General features: G+C 70.6%; 13 protein-coding genes. 9 read left to right on the top strand and 4 right to left on the bottom strand.

Annotation, left to right across the window (positions count from 1 at the left end):
- Positions 1–18 precede the first annotated feature (18 nt).
- Positions 19–2685: a serine/threonine protein kinase gene (locus ACFFR3_RS24720; protein ID WP_379483913.1), complete on the bottom strand. Its 2667-nt coding sequence runs from the start codon at positions 2683–2685 to the stop codon at positions 19–21.
- Between the two features lie 168 nt (positions 2686–2853).
- On the bottom strand, positions 2854–4215 hold the full coding sequence (locus ACFFR3_RS24715; RefSeq protein WP_379483912.1) for an FAD-binding oxidoreductase: 1362 nt from the start codon (positions 4213–4215) through the stop codon (positions 2854–2856).
- A gap of 52 nt (positions 4216–4267) precedes the next feature.
- On the opposite strand from ACFFR3_RS24715, the gene ACFFR3_RS24710 reads away from it, so the two are divergent.
- The gene (locus ACFFR3_RS24710; RefSeq protein ID WP_345386892.1) at positions 4268–4840 is read left to right on the top strand and encodes a hypothetical protein; all 573 of its coding nucleotides are present in this window, start codon (positions 4268–4270) and stop codon (positions 4838–4840) included.
- On the opposite strand, the gene ACFFR3_RS24705 is transcribed toward ACFFR3_RS24710, so the two are convergent.
- Positions 4837–6048: an aspartate aminotransferase type Ic gene (locus ACFFR3_RS24705; RefSeq protein WP_364364274.1), complete on the bottom strand. Its 1212-nt coding sequence runs from the start codon at positions 6046–6048 to the stop codon at positions 4837–4839. The genes ACFFR3_RS24710 and ACFFR3_RS24705 overlap by 4 nt on opposite strands.
- A gap of 273 nt (positions 6049–6321) precedes the next feature.
- Here ACFFR3_RS24705 and ctaD point away from each other — a divergent pair, with 273 nt between their 5' ends.
- The 8 genes from ctaD (at position 6322) to ACFFR3_RS24665 (ending at position 15308) form a co-directional block, all read left to right on the top strand.
- On the top strand, positions 6322–7965 hold the full coding sequence (ctaD, locus tag ACFFR3_RS24700; protein WP_345409273.1) for an aa3-type cytochrome oxidase subunit I: 1644 nt from the start codon (positions 6322–6324) through the stop codon (positions 7963–7965).
- A gap of 33 nt (positions 7966–7998) precedes the next feature.
- Positions 7999–8232 carry a hypothetical protein gene (locus ACFFR3_RS24695; RefSeq protein WP_345386890.1) on the top strand — a complete coding sequence of 78 codons (234 nt, stop codon included), beginning with the start codon at positions 7999–8001 and terminating at the stop codon, positions 8230–8232.
- Positions 8233–8237: 5 nt separating this feature from the next.
- A complete protein-coding gene (frdA, locus tag ACFFR3_RS24690; protein ID WP_345386888.1) occupies positions 8238–9971 on the top strand; it encodes a fumarate reductase (quinol) flavoprotein subunit in 1734 nt (577 codons plus the stop codon).
- The gene (gene sdhB, locus ACFFR3_RS24685) at positions 9964–10710 is read left to right on the top strand and encodes a succinate dehydrogenase iron-sulfur subunit (RefSeq protein ID WP_364364278.1); all 747 of its coding nucleotides are present in this window, start codon (positions 9964–9966) and stop codon (positions 10708–10710) included. The genes frdA and sdhB overlap by 8 nt, the downstream gene beginning before the upstream one ends.
- Positions 10707–11114: a hypothetical protein gene (locus ACFFR3_RS24680; RefSeq protein WP_364364281.1), complete on the top strand. Its 408-nt coding sequence runs from the start codon at positions 10707–10709 to the stop codon at positions 11112–11114. The genes sdhB and ACFFR3_RS24680 overlap by 4 nt, the downstream gene beginning before the upstream one ends.
- Complete coding sequence (frdD, locus tag ACFFR3_RS24675) at positions 11111–11452, top strand: fumarate reductase subunit FrdD (protein WP_345386882.1); 342 nt, start codon at positions 11111–11113, stop codon at positions 11450–11452. Before ACFFR3_RS24680 ends, frdD begins: the two co-directional genes overlap by 4 nt.
- 121 nt (positions 11453–11573) lie before the next feature.
- Positions 11574–14321 carry an immune inhibitor A domain-containing protein gene (locus ACFFR3_RS24670; protein ID WP_364364284.1) on the top strand — a complete coding sequence of 916 codons (2748 nt, stop codon included), beginning with the start codon at positions 11574–11576 and terminating at the stop codon, positions 14319–14321.
- Between the two features lie 48 nt (positions 14322–14369).
- Positions 14370–15308, top strand: coding sequence for a diacylglycerol/lipid kinase family protein (locus ACFFR3_RS24665; RefSeq protein WP_345386876.1), 939 nt, complete (start codon positions 14370–14372; stop codon positions 15306–15308).
- Between the two features lie 90 nt (positions 15309–15398).
- On the opposite strand, the gene ACFFR3_RS24660 is transcribed toward ACFFR3_RS24665, so the two are convergent.
- Positions 15399–16178, bottom strand: a complete 780-nt coding sequence (locus tag ACFFR3_RS24660; protein WP_364364286.1) for an SWIM zinc finger family protein — start codon at positions 16176–16178, stop codon at positions 15399–15401.
- Position 16179: the final 1 nt, after the last annotated feature.

Below are 16179 nucleotides of genomic sequence, written 5' to 3'. Positions count from 1 at the left end.
CCGTCACAGCCCGCGGGCTCAGGTGCAGTGGCTCCACTCCGACTTCCAGACGTACGAGTTCCACGCGCCGCCCCAGATCACGCACTTCTTCTTGGCGGGCAGCCGCACCGGGCCCGCGTAGGCGGTGAACGTGCCGGGGTCGTTCGCGCTGGCGCCGCCCTTGACTTGGAGGATGGCGCTCATGTTCACCTTGTTCGGGTGGACGTAGCGGGAGATCGTGACCACGCAGTTCATCCCGGCGCCGGCGTTGTAGAGCAGGTAGACCGTGGCGTGGCCGGCCAGCGCGTGCGAGTTGATGATCGCGTAGCCGGCGCCGCACAGCGACGTGGCGCTGGCCGTGTTCGCCTTCAGCGACTTGCTCGGCTTGACCTCTTTCTTGCGGGTCGTGGTCGGCTTCGGGGTCTTGCTCGGCTTGTTGTCCGGGTTCACGACCGTCGTGCGCGTCGGCCTGGGCGTCGGGCGGATCGACGGCGCCGTCGTCGTCACCGTCGGCACCTGCGCGATCGGCTCCTTCGTCGGCTTCGGCTTCTTCGTCTTCTCCGGCTCGATGTCCAGCGTCGGGACCGGCGCGGGGGAGCCCGTCGGGGCCGGCGTGGGCGAGTCGGACGTCGTGGGCGCCTCACCCTGGCCGGAACCGCCGCCGTCGGCGTCGGTGTCGCTGGAGGACTTGCCCACGGCGACCACCGGGACCTCCTTGCCGGCGTTCGCCTGCACGACCACCGCCCCGGCCACCACCAGCAGCGCCGCGGCGGCCGCACCGGACAGCGCGAGAGTCAGCGTCCGCCGCTGCTTCGCCCGCGCCCCATCCCCGTCCTGCCCTGGTCCACCTGGCCCACCTGGTCCACCAGGCCCGCTGCGCCCACCGGCACCGGCGCCATGCGCACCGGCGCCATGCCCACCGGCACCGGGCACACCGGCACCGGGCGCACCAGTACCGGGCCCAGCTGGGCCGTGCCCACCGGGTCCGTTAGGGCCGGCCGGGCCGCCCTGGTACGGGCCGCCGGGGGCGCCGTGCTGCTGAGGCATCCCGGGCCCGCCCTGCGTAGGCCCGTGCGGGCCCTGAGCGCCGGCGTGCGGGCCCAGCTGACCGGGAACGCCCGGCCCTTGCGGTCCGAACGGCATCCCGCCCGGCCCTTGGGGCCCGCCGTGCTGCCCCTGCCCAGGTTGCCCCTGCCCAGGTTGCCCCTGCCCGGGTCCGCCCTGCGCTGGCCCACCCTGCGCCGGTCCACCCTGTCCGGGAACGCCCTGCCCTGGGGCGCCCTGACCGGGTGCACCGGCCTGACCGGGCATACCGCCGTGCGCTGGGCCGCCGGGCACGTTGCCGGGGCCGCCGAGCGGCAGGGGGCCGGTGGTCTGCGGCATGCCGGGGTGCGGAGCGCCGTGCGGCGGGTTGCCGGGAACCCCGCCCTGACCGGGCACACCCTGACCGGGCACACCACCCTGCCCGGGACCGCCCGCTACGCCGCCCTGGCCGGGCACGCCGGAGTGGCCGGGAACGCCGGGCTGGGCCTGAGGGCCGGTCTGGCCGGGGAGGCCCGAGCCGAGGTGGGCGGTGGCGGCCAGGTGGCCGTAGTCGCCGGTCTGGGGAGGGGCCGTGCCCTGGGGGCCGCCCGCGAGGTACGGGCCGGTGGGCTGCGTCCAGGGGCCGGGATAGTGGTCCTGGCCGGAGCCGTCTCCGCCGGCCCCGAAAGCCCCGCCGGCACCTTCAGCCGCGTCGGCCCCGAAAGCCCCGGCGGTACTTTGAGCCGCCGCGGCGGCCTGGGCTCCGGCGGCGGCCTGGTCGGCGGCGGTTTGCGGGAGGCCGGTCTGCGTGGAGCCGGGCTGGGCGCCGGTCGGGGTGGAGCCGGTGACCGGCTCGATGGCGGCCTTCGGGGCGGGCTGGCCGGTGAGGTGGACGATCAGCTCGTCGGCGGTGGGCCGCAGCGAAGGGTCCTTGGACAGGCAGGCGGCGACCAGCTCGCCCAGCATGCCGTCCATCGTCCCGAGTTCGGGCTCCTCGTTGAGGATCCGGTTCATCACGACGGGGATGGAGTCGGCGCCGAAGGCGGGCTTGCCGGTGGCGGCGAACACCATGGTGACGCCCCACGCGAACACGTCCGCCGCCTCGGACACGGCGGCCCCGCTGAGCTGCTCGGGCGCGAGGTACGAGGGGGTGCCCATGGCCATGCCGGTCGCGGTGGCGCCGGGCGAGTCGAGGGCGCGGGCGATGCCGAAGTCGATCACGACGGGACCCTCGGGCCCCATCAGCACGTTGGCGGGCTTGAAGTCCCGGTGCAGGATCCCGGCCCGGTGGATGGCCGCCAGGGCGGTGGCGGTGCTGATGGCCAGCCGTTCGAGCGCCGCGCCCCGTCGCGGTCCCTCATTGATGACCAGCTCGCGCAGGGACGGCCCCGGCACGTACTCGCTGACGATGTACGGCCGGCTCCCGTCGAGGTCGGCGTGCAGCACGGGCGCGGTGCAGAACCGCGCCACCCGCTGCGCGACGGCGACCTCGCGCAGGAAGCGGGTCCTGGCGTCGGCGTCGGCCACGAGGGCGTTGTGCAGCAGCTTGACCGCGACCTGTTCCCCGGAGTCGCTCTTGCCGAGATAGACAACGCCCTGGCCGCCCTCGCCGAGCCGGGCGACGATGTCAAACGCCCCCAGCCGCCGCGGATCGTCCGCCGCCAACGGCTGGAACTGATTCACGTCGGACCCCCATAACAACCCAATAGATGAGGCAAAACGCTACCAGCGCTACGCTTGAGGCGTCTGCCGGACGTGTCAGAAGTTTCAGGTTTTGACGAGCAAAGTCAGCGTTCCTGTGCAGGTCGTGTACGCCGCGAACCCCAAGGTCACGGCTTGGTCAACCGAAGATCAGATCGCCTTGCCCGGGTTCAGGATGCCGAGCGGGTCGAAGACGGCCTTGATCCCCCGCTGGAGCTCGGCCGCCACCGGCCCCGACTCCAGCTCGAGCCAGCGCCGTTTGAGCAGCCCCACGCCGTGCTCGCCGGTGAGCGTGCCGCCGAACTCCAGCGCGCGCCTGAACACCTCGTCCGCCGCCGCCCACACCTCGGCGGGCGGTTCGAGCGTCCCGTGCTCGAAGATGAAGACCGGGTGCAGGTTGCCGTCGCCGGCGTGCGCGACGGTCGCGATGCGCACGCCGTGCCGCACGCCCGCCTCCTCGATCGCGGTGATCATGTCGGGCAGGACGGACCTGGGCACGCACACGTCCTCGACCAGGCACGCGCCCAGCCGCTCCTTGGCCCCGTACGCCAGCCGCCGCAGCCCCACCAGCTCATCGGCCTCGGCCGGGCTGGAGGAGACGGCCACGAACGAGGCGCCGTTCTCGGTGCAGATCCGCTCCATGCGCTCGACCACCGCCTGCCCGTCGGGCACGTCGGACTGCCCGATGAGCATGGCCTGCGTGCTCGCCTCCAGGCCGATGTTGCGCCAGTCGTCGATGGCCTGCAGCGTGGCCCGGTCGAGCAGCTCCATCAGGGACGGCTGGCACCCCGCCGCCATGATCGCCGAGACGGCCGCGCCCGCGTCGCGCAGCGAGCCGAACTCGGCGGCGAACGTCGCGGGCGGCGCGGCCGGTGCGCGGCGCAGCCGCACGGTGGCGGCGGTGATCACGCCGAGCGTGCCTTCCGAGCCGACGAACAGGCCGGTCAGGTCGTAGCCGGTGACGCCCTTCATCGTGCGCCGGCCGGTGTTCAGCACCCGGCCGTCGGCCAGCACCACTTCGAGGCCGAGCGCGGAGTCCCTGGTCACGCCGTACTTCACGCAGCGCAGCCCGCCGGCGTTGGTGGCCAGGTTCCCGCCGATCGTGGAGATCTCGTACGAGGAGGGGTCGGGCGCGTACATGAGCCCGTGCTCCCTCGCGGCCCTGTCGAGGTCGGCGGTGATGACGCCGGGCTCGACGACCGCGATCTCGTCGGCCGGCGACAGCTCCCTGATCGCGGTCATCCTGGCCAGCGACAGGACGATCGTGCCGTCGCCGGCGACGGACGCGCCTGCTAGGCCGGTGCCCCCGCCGCGCGGCACCACCGGCACCCGGTGCTCGCTCGCCCACTTCAGGGTCGTCACCACGTCGTCGCGCGTGGTGGCCAGCACGACGCCGAGCGGCTTGCCCGGCGCCAGAAACGTACGATCCCGGGCATAGGAGTCGATCACATCGGGGTCGGTCACGACACGCGCTTCGGGCAGGGCGTTCACCAAGGCATCAATCGGTCTCACATCTCGAAGCCTATGGTTTGCGCAGCGCGTTCCTTAAGGCCAGACTGCCCGGATGAACGTCGAGTGCCCGGTGTGCTCCAAGGATGACCAGGTCGTCGCGGTCCCCGGAGCGGTCGCGGCCGGGACCACGTACAAGATCGGCCGGGTGCGGTTACCGGGGGCGCGCGAGGTCGCCGATCTGCCCACGGCAGCGGCGCTCGGCGCGTCCAAACACGTGATGAGCCGGACGCAGCTCGCGGTCTGGCTGTCGTTCCCCAGCCGCCACTACACCGCGTGGACCAGGAACCAGGGCTACGTGCTGCTGCTCGTCGCGGCCCTGATGCACCTGGTCATGTCGCTGATCATCGCCATGGGACAGGACCCGGCGTGGGGCGAGGTGCTGCTCGCCCCGTTCTGCCTGACGGGCCTGTTCTGGGGGTTCGGGCTGCTGAACGTGCTCGGCTCGTACGGCGCGCGCAAGCGCGACCGCGTCGAGGCCCCGGCCAGGGAGAAGGCCCTGGCCGTGTGGGAGAGCCTCTGTTACTGCGCCCGCGACAACGTCGCCTTCGAGCCGGGGGTCGGCGTCCCGTTCCATCCGAGCGAGACGCGCGAGTACATCTTCGGCTTCAGGAACGGCCAGCGCTAGCCGCGCTCCTCCGCCACCAGGCGGACGCACACGGCCAGGCCCTCGATGGCCTGCTCCAGCTCGTCGAGCTCGGGGAAGGTGGGCGCGATCCTGATCGTGCGGTCGTCCGGGTCCTTGCCGTAGGGGTGCGTCGCGCCCGCCGGGGTGAGCGCGATGCCGGCCGCCTTGGCCTTGGCCACGACCTCGGCCGCGTGGGGCACCTCAAGGCTGATGAAGTAGCCGCCCTTGGGGCTGGTCCAGGTGGCCAGGCCGCTCAGCCGCTCGCTCAGCACCTTGTCGACCAGCTCGAACTTGGGCCCGATCAGCTCCGCGTGGCGGCGCATGTGGGCCTCCACGCCGGCCGGGTCGCGCAGGAACTCGACGTGGCGCAGCTGGTTGATCTTGTCGGGGCCGATCGACTGCTTCGAGGTGTTGCCGAGGAACCACTTCACGTTGGCCGGCGAGGAGCCGAAGAACGACACGCCTGAGCCGGCGAGCGTCACCTTCGAGGTGGAGGCGTAGACGAACACGCGGTCGGCGTTGCCGTGCTCGGCGGCCAGCGTGAGGAGGTCGGCCAGCTCGTCGGGGGTGTCGGTGAGGTGGTGGACGGCGTAGGCGTTGTCCCAGAAGATCCGGAAGTCGGGCGCGGCCGCCGGCATGGCGGCCAGCCGGCGCACGGTCTCGTCGCTGTAGGTGACGCCCGACGGGTTGCTGTACTTCGGCACGCACCACATGCCCTTGACGCTCGCGTCGGAGGAGACCAGCTGCTCCACGACGTCCATGTCGGGGCCCTCCGGGGTCATCGGCACCGCGACCATCTCGATGCCGAGCCGCTCGCAGATCGTGAAGTGCCGGTCGTAGCCGGGCACCGGGCACAGGAACGTGACCTTCGGCTCCTCGACCCACCTGCGGGCGGCGCCGGGGACCTTGCTGAGCAGCGCGTGCACGACCGTGTCGTGCATCAGCGCGAGGCTCGCGTTGCCGCCGACCACCAGCTGCCCGGCCGGGACCTGCAGCAGCGGCGCGAACAGCTCGCGCAGCTCGGCCAGGCCCTGGAGGTTGCCGTAGTTGCGGCCGTCGGTGCCGTCGGCCGCACGGTAGGACGTGGGCAGTTTCAGCAGGTCGTTGGAGAGGTCGAGCTGGCGCGGCGACGGCTTGCCCCTGGTCAGGTCGAGCGAGAGCCCTCGCTGGACGAGGTCGGCGTAGTCACGCTGGGCGGTCACGAGCATCTCCTCCGATTCGGTTCGCCTACGCAGGATAGAAGATGCCGCCCGCAGCACCGGCCCGCTTTCCGCCATCTGGACACCTCCGGCGGCCGTTCCCGCAAAGCTTTCGGCGGCGAATCCCAAAGAACGACTTCACGAGCGGCGGTCGTTGGCGTGCAATGGGTAGATCGGGGCAGGCACAACTCCGCGTCGGAGGGAGCAGCCGTGACGACCGTGCGGGAGACTTCGATCGAGCAGGTCCGGCGCCGTCGCACCGGGACGGTGATCGTCTCGTGGATGTCCACGACCGACCACAAGGTCATCGGTTACCTGTATCTGCTCACCTCCTTCGGCTTCTTCCTGGTCGGCGGCGTCATGGCGATGATCATCCGGGCGGAGCTGGTCGCGCCCGGCATGCAGCTCGTCAACCAGCAGCAGTACAACCAGCTGTTCACCATCCACGGCACGATCATGCTGCTGCTGTTCGCCACCCCGCTGTTCGCGGGCTTCGCGAACGTCATCATGCCGCTCCAGATCGGCGCGCCCGACGTCGCCTTCCCCCGGCTGAACGCGGTGGCGTACTGGCTGTTCCTGTTCGGCGGGCTGATGGTGGTGGCCGGGTTCTTCACGCCGGGGGGCGCGGCCGACTTCGGGTGGTTCGCGTACACGCCGCTGGCGTCCTCGACGTTCTCGCCGCAGATCGGCGGCGACCTGTGGATCATGGGGCTCGCGCTGTCCGGCCTCGGGACGATCCTCGGCGCGGTCAACTTCATCACCACGATCATCGGCATGCGCGCGCCCGGCATGACGATGTTCCGCATGCCGCTGTTCACCTGGAACGTGCTGCTGACCAGCATGCTCGTGCTGATGGCGTTCCCGGTGCTGGCCGCCGCGCTGCTGGTGCTGGAGTCGGACCGCAAGCTCGGCACGCAGGTGTTCGTCGCCGACAACGGCGGGCCGCTGCTGTGGCAGCACCTGTTCTGGTTCTTCGGCCATCCCGAGGTCTACATCATCGCGCTGCCGTTCTTCGGCATCATCACCGAGGTCATCCCGGTCTTCAGCCGCAAGCCGATCTTCGGCTACATGGGGCTGGTCGGCGCCACCATCGCGATCGCCGGGCTGTCGATGACCGTGTGGGCGCACCACATGTTCCCCACGGGGCAGGTGCTGCTGCCCTTCTTCTCGTTCATGACGTTCCTCATCGCCGTGCCGACCGGGGTGAAGTTCTTCAACTGGATCGGCACGATGTGGCGGGGCCACCTGACGTTCGAGTCGCCGATGCTGTTCGCCGTGGGCTTCCTCGTGACGTTCCTGCTCGGCGGCCTGACCGGCGTCATCCTGGCCTCGCCGCCGCTCGACTTCCACATCAGCGACACCTACTTCGTCGTCGCCCACTTCCACTACGTCGTCTTCGGCACCGTCGTGTTCGCCATGTTCTCCGGCTTCTACTTCTGGTGGCCCAAGATGACCGGCAGGATGCTGGACGACCGGCTGGGCAAGGTGCACTTCTGGACGCTGTTCATCGGCTTCCACACCACCTTCCTCGTCCAGCACGTGATCGGGCAGCTCGGCATGCCGAGGCGCTACGCCGACTACGGCGTGGGCGACGGCTTCACCACGCTCAACCAGATCTCCTCCGTCGGGGCGTTCCTGCTCGGCGCCTCGACGCTGCCGTTCCTCTACAACGTCTGGAAGACCGCCAGGCGCGCGCCCAAGGTCACCCTCGACGACCCGTGGGGCTACGGCAACTCCCTGGAGTGGGCGACGAGCTGCCCGCCGCCGCGGCACAACTTCACGTTCATGCCGCCCATCCGCTCCGAGCGGCCCGCCTTCGACCTGCACTACCCGCGTGAGGAGACGGCCGAGAGCCCCGCGCCGGACGAGATCTCCGGCGGGGACGACGCCCCCGAGGTGCCGCCGCGCGCCGACGCACCTGGCTGACCATGACACCTCGCCCATCCAAGGAGATCGGCGATGACCGGCAGCAAGATTCCGTTCGACCCCGAGACGGCCCCCTGCGGGGAGAAGTCGGGCGGTGAACGTCTCGTCGACGACGACGGTTACGGCCTCGTCATCAGGGACCAGCTCTTCGACTGCGGCTGCCGCAGGATCCGCCACGAGTACCACGACGGCAGCATCCATCTGTCGGCCGTCCGCCACGACGGCAAGCGCGTCAAGGACCCCATCGAACCGGACCGGGGGAAGTGAGCGCCATGATCGACGTGCTCATCGTGGGGGGCGGCGGCGCGGGGTTACGCGCGGCCGTGGCGGTCGCCGAGACGGACCCGGCGCTCAAGGTGGCGGTCGTGTCGAAGGTCTATCCGATGCGCAGCCACACCGTCTCCGCCGAGGGCGGGGCCGCCGCCGTGATCGGCCTGGACGACACGCTCGACGAGCACTGCTACGACACGATCTCCGGCGGCGACTGGCTGTGCGACCAGGACGCGGTGGAGGCGTTCGTGGCCGAGGCGCCGGCCGAGCTGATCAGGCTGGAGCACTGGGGCTGCCCGTGGAGCAGGGAGCGCGACGGGCGGGTGGCGGTGCGGCCGTTCGGCGGCATGAAGAAGATGCGCACCTGGTACGCCGCCGACAAGACCGGCTTCCACCTGCTGCACACGCTCTTCCAGACCACCCTGAAATATCAGGACATATTGCGGTATGACGAGTGGTTCGTCACCAAGCTTCTCGTGGACGACGGCCGCGTCCACGGCGTGGTGGCCGTCGAGCTGCGCACCGGCCGCATCGAGACCGTCCACGCCAGGACCGTGATCCTCGCCACCGGCGGCTGCGGCCGGGTCTTCCCCTTCACCACGAACGCCGCCATCAAGACCGGCGACGGCATGGCGCTGGCCTACCGGGAGGGCGCGCCGCTCAAGGACATGGAGTTCGTCCAGTACCACCCCACCGGCCTGCCGTTCACCGGCATCCTCATCACCGAGGCGGCCAGGGCGGAGGGCGGCTGGCTGCTCAACAAGGACGGCTACCGCTACCTCCAGGACTACGACCTCGGCACGCCGACGCCCACGCCCAAGCTGCGCAGCATGGAGCTGGGCCCGCGCGACCGGCTCTCGCAGGCGTTCGTGCACGAGCAGCGCAAGGGCCGCACCGTGGACACCCCGCACGGCCCCGTCGTCCATCTCGACCTGCGCCACCTCGGGGAGGGCAGGATCGAGGCCCGCATCCCGTTCGTCCGCGAGCTGTGCCGCAGCTACCAGAACCTCGACCCGGCCACCGACCTCATCCCGGTGCGCCCGGTCGTGCACTACATGATGGGCGGCGTCCACACCGACCTGAACGGCGCCACCCCGATCGCCGGGCTGTTCGCGGCGGGGGAGACGGCGTGCGTGAGCATCAACGGCGCCAACCGGCTCGGCTCCAACTCGCTGCCCGAGATCCTGGTGTTCGGCCGCCGGGCGGGCATCGCGGCGGCGGAGTTCGCCAGGGAGCACCGTGAGCCGCAGCCGGCCGTCGCAGGCGCCCAGGGGGAGGACGAGCGGCGGCGGCTGCTCCGGGCGCGCGAGCGGCACGAGGGCGGCGAGCGGATCGCCGGCCTGCGCGAGCGCATGCAGCACACGCTGGAGGAGGCGGCCGGCATCTACCGGACCGGCGGCGTCCTGGCCAAGGCCGCCGACACGCTCGCCGACCTGCGCGAACGCGCCGAGTACGCGCGGGTCGAGGACGACAGCGGCCCGTTCAACACCGAGCTGATCAGCCTCCAGGAGCTGCGCGGCATGCTGGAGATCGCCCAGACGATCGTGGCCTGCGCGCTCAACCGGCAGGAGTCGCGCGGCGCGCACCAGCGTACGGACCACACCGCCAGGGACGACGCGACCTACCTGGCGCACTCACTGGTGCACCGCGCGCCCGACGGCACGCCGTCCGTCGGCCTGCTGCCCGTGACGATCACCCGCTGGCCTCCGGGAGAAAGGGTGTACGGCCGTGACTGAGAGCAGGCAGGCGGGTGCCCGCACGATCAGGATGGAGGTCGCCAGGTTCCGGCCCGGCGAGGACGACGCGCCCGTCATGCAAGGCTACGACGTGCCGGTGCTGCCTGACTGGGCGGTACTCGACGGGCTCAACCACATCAAGGACCGGCTCGACGGCAGCCTGTCCTACCGGTGGTCGTGCCGCATGGGGGTGTGCGGCTCGTGCGGCATGACGGTGAACGGCGAGCCACGGCTGACCTGCGGCACGTTCCTCACCGAGTACGGCGAGGGCCCGGTCAGGATCGAGCCGCTGAAGGGCTTCCCGGTGATCAGGGACCTGGTGGTGGACATCGACGGCTTCCTGGCCAAGCTGTCGTCGGTGCGGCCGTGGCTGATCAGGCAGGGCGAGGAGCCGCCGCTGACCGCCGAGTACGCCCAGACGCCCGAGCAGCTGGAGGCGTACAAGCAGTACAGCATGTGCATCAACTGCCTGCTGTGCTACTCGGCCTGCCCGGTCTACGTGCTCGACCCCGACTTCCTCGGCCCTGCCGCGATCGCGCTGGCGCAGCGCTACAACCTCGACTCGCGCGACATGGGCGACCGGTTCGACGTGCTCAGCCAGGACGACGCGGTGTGGGGGTGCACGTTCGTCGGCGAGTGCACGAAGGTCTGCCCGAAGCACGTGGACCCGGCGGAGGCGATCCAGCGTTACAAACTGACGGCGGCGCTGCGCTCGGTGCTGCCCTGGAGCAGGAGATGAAGGCCGGCGAGGAGGTCCCCCCGGCCGTCCACCGGCCCGGGCGCGACCGGCTGTGGTTCACCCGCAGCCGCGGCTACGCGGTGTTCGTGCTGCGCGAGCTGACCAGCGTCTTCGTGGCGTGGGCCGTGGTGTTCCTGCTCATGCTGGCCGCCGCGGTGCTCGGCGGGCGCCTCGCGGAGTTCGCGGCGCTGGCGGCCCGCCCGTGGATGGTCGCGATCAACGTGGTGACCCTGGTGGCGACCGCCTTCCACGCGGTCACGTTCCTCAACCTCGCGCCCAAGGCGACCGTCGTCCGGCTGGACGGCTACCGGCTGCCGGCCTGGCTGATCCAGGGCGGCAACCACTCGCTCTGGCTGGTCGTCTCGGCGGTCGTCGCGTTCTTCGTGCTGAGGGGGTTCGGGTGAGGCGCAGGCTGGAGCCGTACCTGTGGCTGCTGTTCAGCGGCGGGGGAGTGGTGGCGGCGCTGCTGCTGCCGGTGCTCGTGCTGCTGTTCGGGGTGCTCATGCCGCTCGGCGTGCTGGAGTGGCCGGCGCCGGAGCACCTGAGCGGCCTGCTCGGCCACGCGCTGGTACGCGCGGCGTTCGTGGTGGTCGTCGTGCTCTGTCTCTTCCACGCCGCCCACCGTCTCCGCTTCACCAGCGAGGAGCTGCTCGGCATCGGCCGCTTCGACGTGCCCATCGCGATCCTGTGTTACGGGGCCGCGGTCGCGGGCGGCGTGGTGGCTGTGACCTTGATGGTGTGATTGTCGTGTTTTGATCACGTTTCAACAACGCACTTTACGATCGGTTGACGCAGGCTCTAGCGTCCGGCATTGCACACCCCATGGCCATGCGCCCGGCGACCCCGGGCAGAGAGGGTTCCTGGTGCCCAGCACAAAGCGCCTGTTAGCTACAGTCCCGGCGGTCGCGCTCCTGAGCGCCGCCCTGTTCGTGCCCCCGGCGGCTCAGGCGACCTCCGTCGCCACCTACGAGCCCACGGCCGCGGACTTCTACATCAACTACGCCCCGCCGCAGGTCGAGAAGGACGTCAAGGAGCCGTCCCTCACCGGCGCGCAGGCCCGCTCGCTCACCCCCGCGCAGAAGTACGACCGCAAGTTCAGCAGCGGCAACCCGGCGGCGGGCCGCGTGCTCGCCGCCCGTGAGAACGAGGCCATCAGGACCGGGCGCAACCCGGCTGAATGGATCTTCAAGAAGTCGAAGCAGGCCCGCACGGCCAAGCTCCTGACCGTCCTCGTCGAGTTCGACGACCAGGCCAACGACGACTTCTCCGGCTTCAACCGCCTGCGCACGGTGAACAGCGCCCCCGACGACTGCGTGGTCGAGCCGGCCGGCACCCTGCTCAACGGCCCGCTGCACAACAACATCCCGGACCCGGCGACGCTGCCGTACAAGGACAACAACTCCTTCTGGGTCAAGGACTTCAGCACCGACCACTTCAACAAGATGCTCTACACCGACAAGGGCATCACGCAGCGCGTGCGTACGGATTTGAAGGACCCCCGCGACGGCAAGCGCGGCATCGACATCTCCGGCTTCACGATGAAGAAGATGTACGAGGAGATGTCGAAGGGCGCCTACTCCGTCACCGGCTCCGCGGTCGGCTGGATCAAGGTGCCGCACTCCGAGGCCTGGTACGGCGCCGCGGCCTGCGGCGGCGCGCCCCAGGACATGTCCGGCCACCCTGACAACGCGCGCGGCGCCCAGCAGCTGCCCATCGACACCATCGAGGCCCTGGCCAAGGCGCAGCCCGACTTCCCGTGGGCCGACTACGACGTCGAGGACGTCTCCGACGCCGACGGCGACGGCAACTTCGCCGAGCCCGACGGCGTCATCGACCACCTGGTGCTCGTGCACGCCGGCAAGGACAAGTCCTCCGACGGCGGCGCCGAGGGCACGTACGCGATCTGGGCCCACTCCAGCGCGGTCGCCGGCGGCTACAAGATCCCGGGCACCGACAAGAAGATCTCCAACTACATCGTGCAGCCCGAGGACTCTGGCGTCGGCGTCTTCGCCCACGAGTACGGCCACGACCTCGGCCTGCCCGACCTGTACGACACCTCGGGTCAGGCCAGCTCCGCCGTGGACTTCTGGGACCTGATGTCCAGCGGCTCCCACTCCGGCCCCATCTTCCAGTCGATGCCCAGCCACATGGGCCTGTGGGACAAGTGGGTGCTCGGCTGGGCCAACCCGAAGGTGTTCGACCCGGGCGACAGGGCCGGGCTCGTCACCGTCGGGCAGTCCTCGCGCACGCCCAAGCTCACCCAGGACGGCGTCCGGGTCAACCTGAAGTCGACCCCGCTGAAGATGATCGACCCCCACAGCGGCTCGAACGCCTGGTGGAGCGGCCTCGACCAGGACTGGGCCAACCTCACGCTGACCCGCGACCTGCCCGTTCCCGCCGGCAGCGACCTCAAGATGTGGATGTGGAACAACTACGAGATCGAGTCCGACTGGGACTTCGGCTTCGTGGAGGTCTCGACCGACGGCGGCGAGACGTGGACCCAGCAGAAGATGTTCGACGAGGCGGGCAACGAGGTCACCACGCCTGACGATTACCCCGACCCGAACAAGAACCTCGTCACCTTCGGCAACAAGAAGTACGGCATCACCGGCGGCACGGGCGGCGCCTGGCGGCACGACTACGTGGACCTGACGCCGTACGCCGGCCAGACGATCAAGTTCCGGCTGACGTTCAACTCCGACGCCGCCTACCAGGAACGCGGCTGGCACGTCGACGACTTCGAGCTCACCAACGGCGGCACCGCCGTCTGGAGCGACGACGTCGAGAGCGACACCGGCTGGATCGCCGTCGGCGGCACCTTCACCAACACCAGCGGCCAGGGCTGGACCCGCAACAACGGCGAGCGCGAGATCTCCCGCTTCTACCTCGCCGAGTGGCGCAACTTCGACGGCTTCGACAAGGGCCTGGCCTACACCTACGACACCGACTACCTCCGCGACGGGGCGTGGAAGGTGCAGAAGGTGAAGTACAACGCGCCCGGCCTGCTGGTCTGGTACCGCGACTCGACGTTCATCAACAACAACATCGGCAGCACCCTGCAGCAGACGCCGAGCGTCGGGCCCAAGGGCAGCCTGCTCGTCGTGGACTCCCACTACGAGCCGCTGCGCCGCACCGGCCGCGCCGCCGAGCTGGACCCGACCCTGAACAAGAACCTCCAGGGCCGCGTCCAGACCTCCAACGCCGCGTTCGGGTTCGTCAAGACGTACCCGTTCAAGGAGTGCGTGGAGGCGCCGGACGAGCCGGCCAGCTCCTACTGCACGGACTTCCCCGCGCAGAAGCCGGTCAAGTCCTTCACCGACGCCAAGACCTGGTACCCGGGCATCGAGGTGATCGACGGCGGCCTGTACTACCGCGACTTCGACGCCTCGGTGGTCGTGCCGTCGAAGGGCGACCAGGCCTACACCACGCGCGTCGTCCACCAGGACGGCACCCCGGCCACGGAGCTGTACGGCCAGGTGGCCGCCGGCTCGGTGCTCGGCACCGGCAACCCCGGTGACGAGGGCAAGGCCCTCGGCGTGCAGTTCAAGCTGGTCAGTCCGCTGCCCGGCAACCTCGGCGCGATCGTCCACGTGGTCCCGCCGAAGAAGTGATCCACAGGGGGCCGCCGGGCGTCCGGCGGCCCCCTACCATTGATGACCATGGCCGAATTGCGCACCAAAGACGAGCACACCGCGGCGATCCGCAGAGATCGCCGGGTGGCGGTGGTGGTCAACACTCGCTCGCGCCGTGGCCGACGCCACTACTTCGAGGTGATCGAGCAGATCCACAACCTCGGGTTCGAGCCGCTGGCGGAGCTGTCGGTCTACAACCCCAAGCGGCTGCGCGACCTGCTCGACACCGCCCTCGCCACCGACCCCGACCTGCTCATCGTCGGCGGCGGCGACGGCACTCTCTCCTCCGCCGTCCGCCACGTCGCCCACCGCGACGTCGCGCTCGGCGTGCTGCCGCTCGGCACCACCAACAACTTCGCGCGCAGCCTCGGCCTGCCGCTCGACCTCGCCGGCGCGATCAAGGTGTTCGACACCGGCAAGGTGGCCGACATCGACCTCGGCCTGGCCGACGACCGGCCGTTCGCCAACCTGGCCAGCTTCGGGGTGTCGGTCGAGGTGGCCGGCAAGGTCAAGCCGTGGCTCAAGCGCATCGTGGGCCGGCCCGCCTACCCCCTCACCGCGCTGACGATCCTGCCGGGACACCGGCCGTTCCGCGCGTACATCACGGTCGAGGGTGAGCGCCACGAGCTGCTCACCCACCAGCTCAACATCGCCAACGGCCGCTTCCACGGCGGCTGGCAGGTGGCCAAGGACATCAGCATCGACAACGGCATGCTGGTGGCCTACCAGCTCGGCTCGGGCAAGAAGCTGCGGCTGCTCGGCGAGACCCTCATCAGGGCGACCACCGGGCGGTGGCGCAGCCTCGCGGGCGGGCCGTTCGTGATGGGCAGGGAGATGCTGCTGGAGACCGACCCGCCGATGGCCGCCGACGTCGACGGAGAGGTGCGGCTGCGCACCCCGATCAGGCTCCGCGTGGTCCCTAACGGGGTGCGCGTGATGGTGCCCGCCGACTTCGAGGACCGCTGAGTCAGCGGCTCACGCCCAGGAGAATCCCATGTCTCCGCCCTTTCGTCGCGACTGTCCGTACACCTACGGTAAACGAGAGATCGCGCTACGTCACGACGTCTCCAGTCGCCGGTACGCCTCGATGAGCGGGGCCGCCACCTCGCCGGGCGGCGGGAAGACGCGGGGCAGCAGGCCGGGCGCCACGGTCACCGGGCGGCGCTCCGGGCGGTGCGCCGAGGCGCCAGGGGCGTAGAAGTCGGCCAGCCGGTCGGCGAACGGCACGTCCTCCACGGCCGGCGCGCCCGCCGCCGGCTCCTCCGCCAGCGAGCCGAGCAGCTGCTCGCGCGTCCGCCCCCGCCAGGCCAGCACCAGGAACGGGTCGTCGTCGAACGACTCGGCCAGCAGATAGAGCACCGCCGACAGGTGCTTGCACGGGAAACCCCAGTCGGGGCACGAGCAGTCCATGTCGAGGTCGCGCGGGAACAGGTCGATGCCCATCGCGGCGAACAGCTCCTCGATCTCCGGCGGCATCTCGCCGGCCAGCAGCCGCGCCCGGTGCACGGCCTGCGCGGCGATGCCCTCCTCGATGGCGCTCCAGCGCGCCTCGTCGTACGCCTCGATCCTGATCGTCACCCGGTACGGCCTCGGCCGCGAGCCCTGCACCGACGCCCGCACCTCGCCCGCTTCGAGGTCGATCGAGACCACCTGGCCCTTGCGGGCGTAGGCCCGGCCGCGCGAGAGGCGGCCCTTGTCACAGACCCGCTCCAGGATGTCGATGAAGCGCCGCGACCACCAGGTGGAGCCGATGCTGCCGCGCTTCGAGCGCGCCCTGATGCCGCCCTCGACCTCGATCGGGCCGGTGCTGTCGTACCAGCCGGGGCGTTCGGCCACG

This window comes from Nonomuraea salmonea (genome assembly GCF_042428605.1).
Lineage (GTDB): Bacteria > Actinomycetota > Actinomycetes > Streptosporangiales > Streptosporangiaceae > Nonomuraea > Nonomuraea salmonea.
This window is presented reverse-complemented; position numbering and strand designations above follow the sequence as displayed.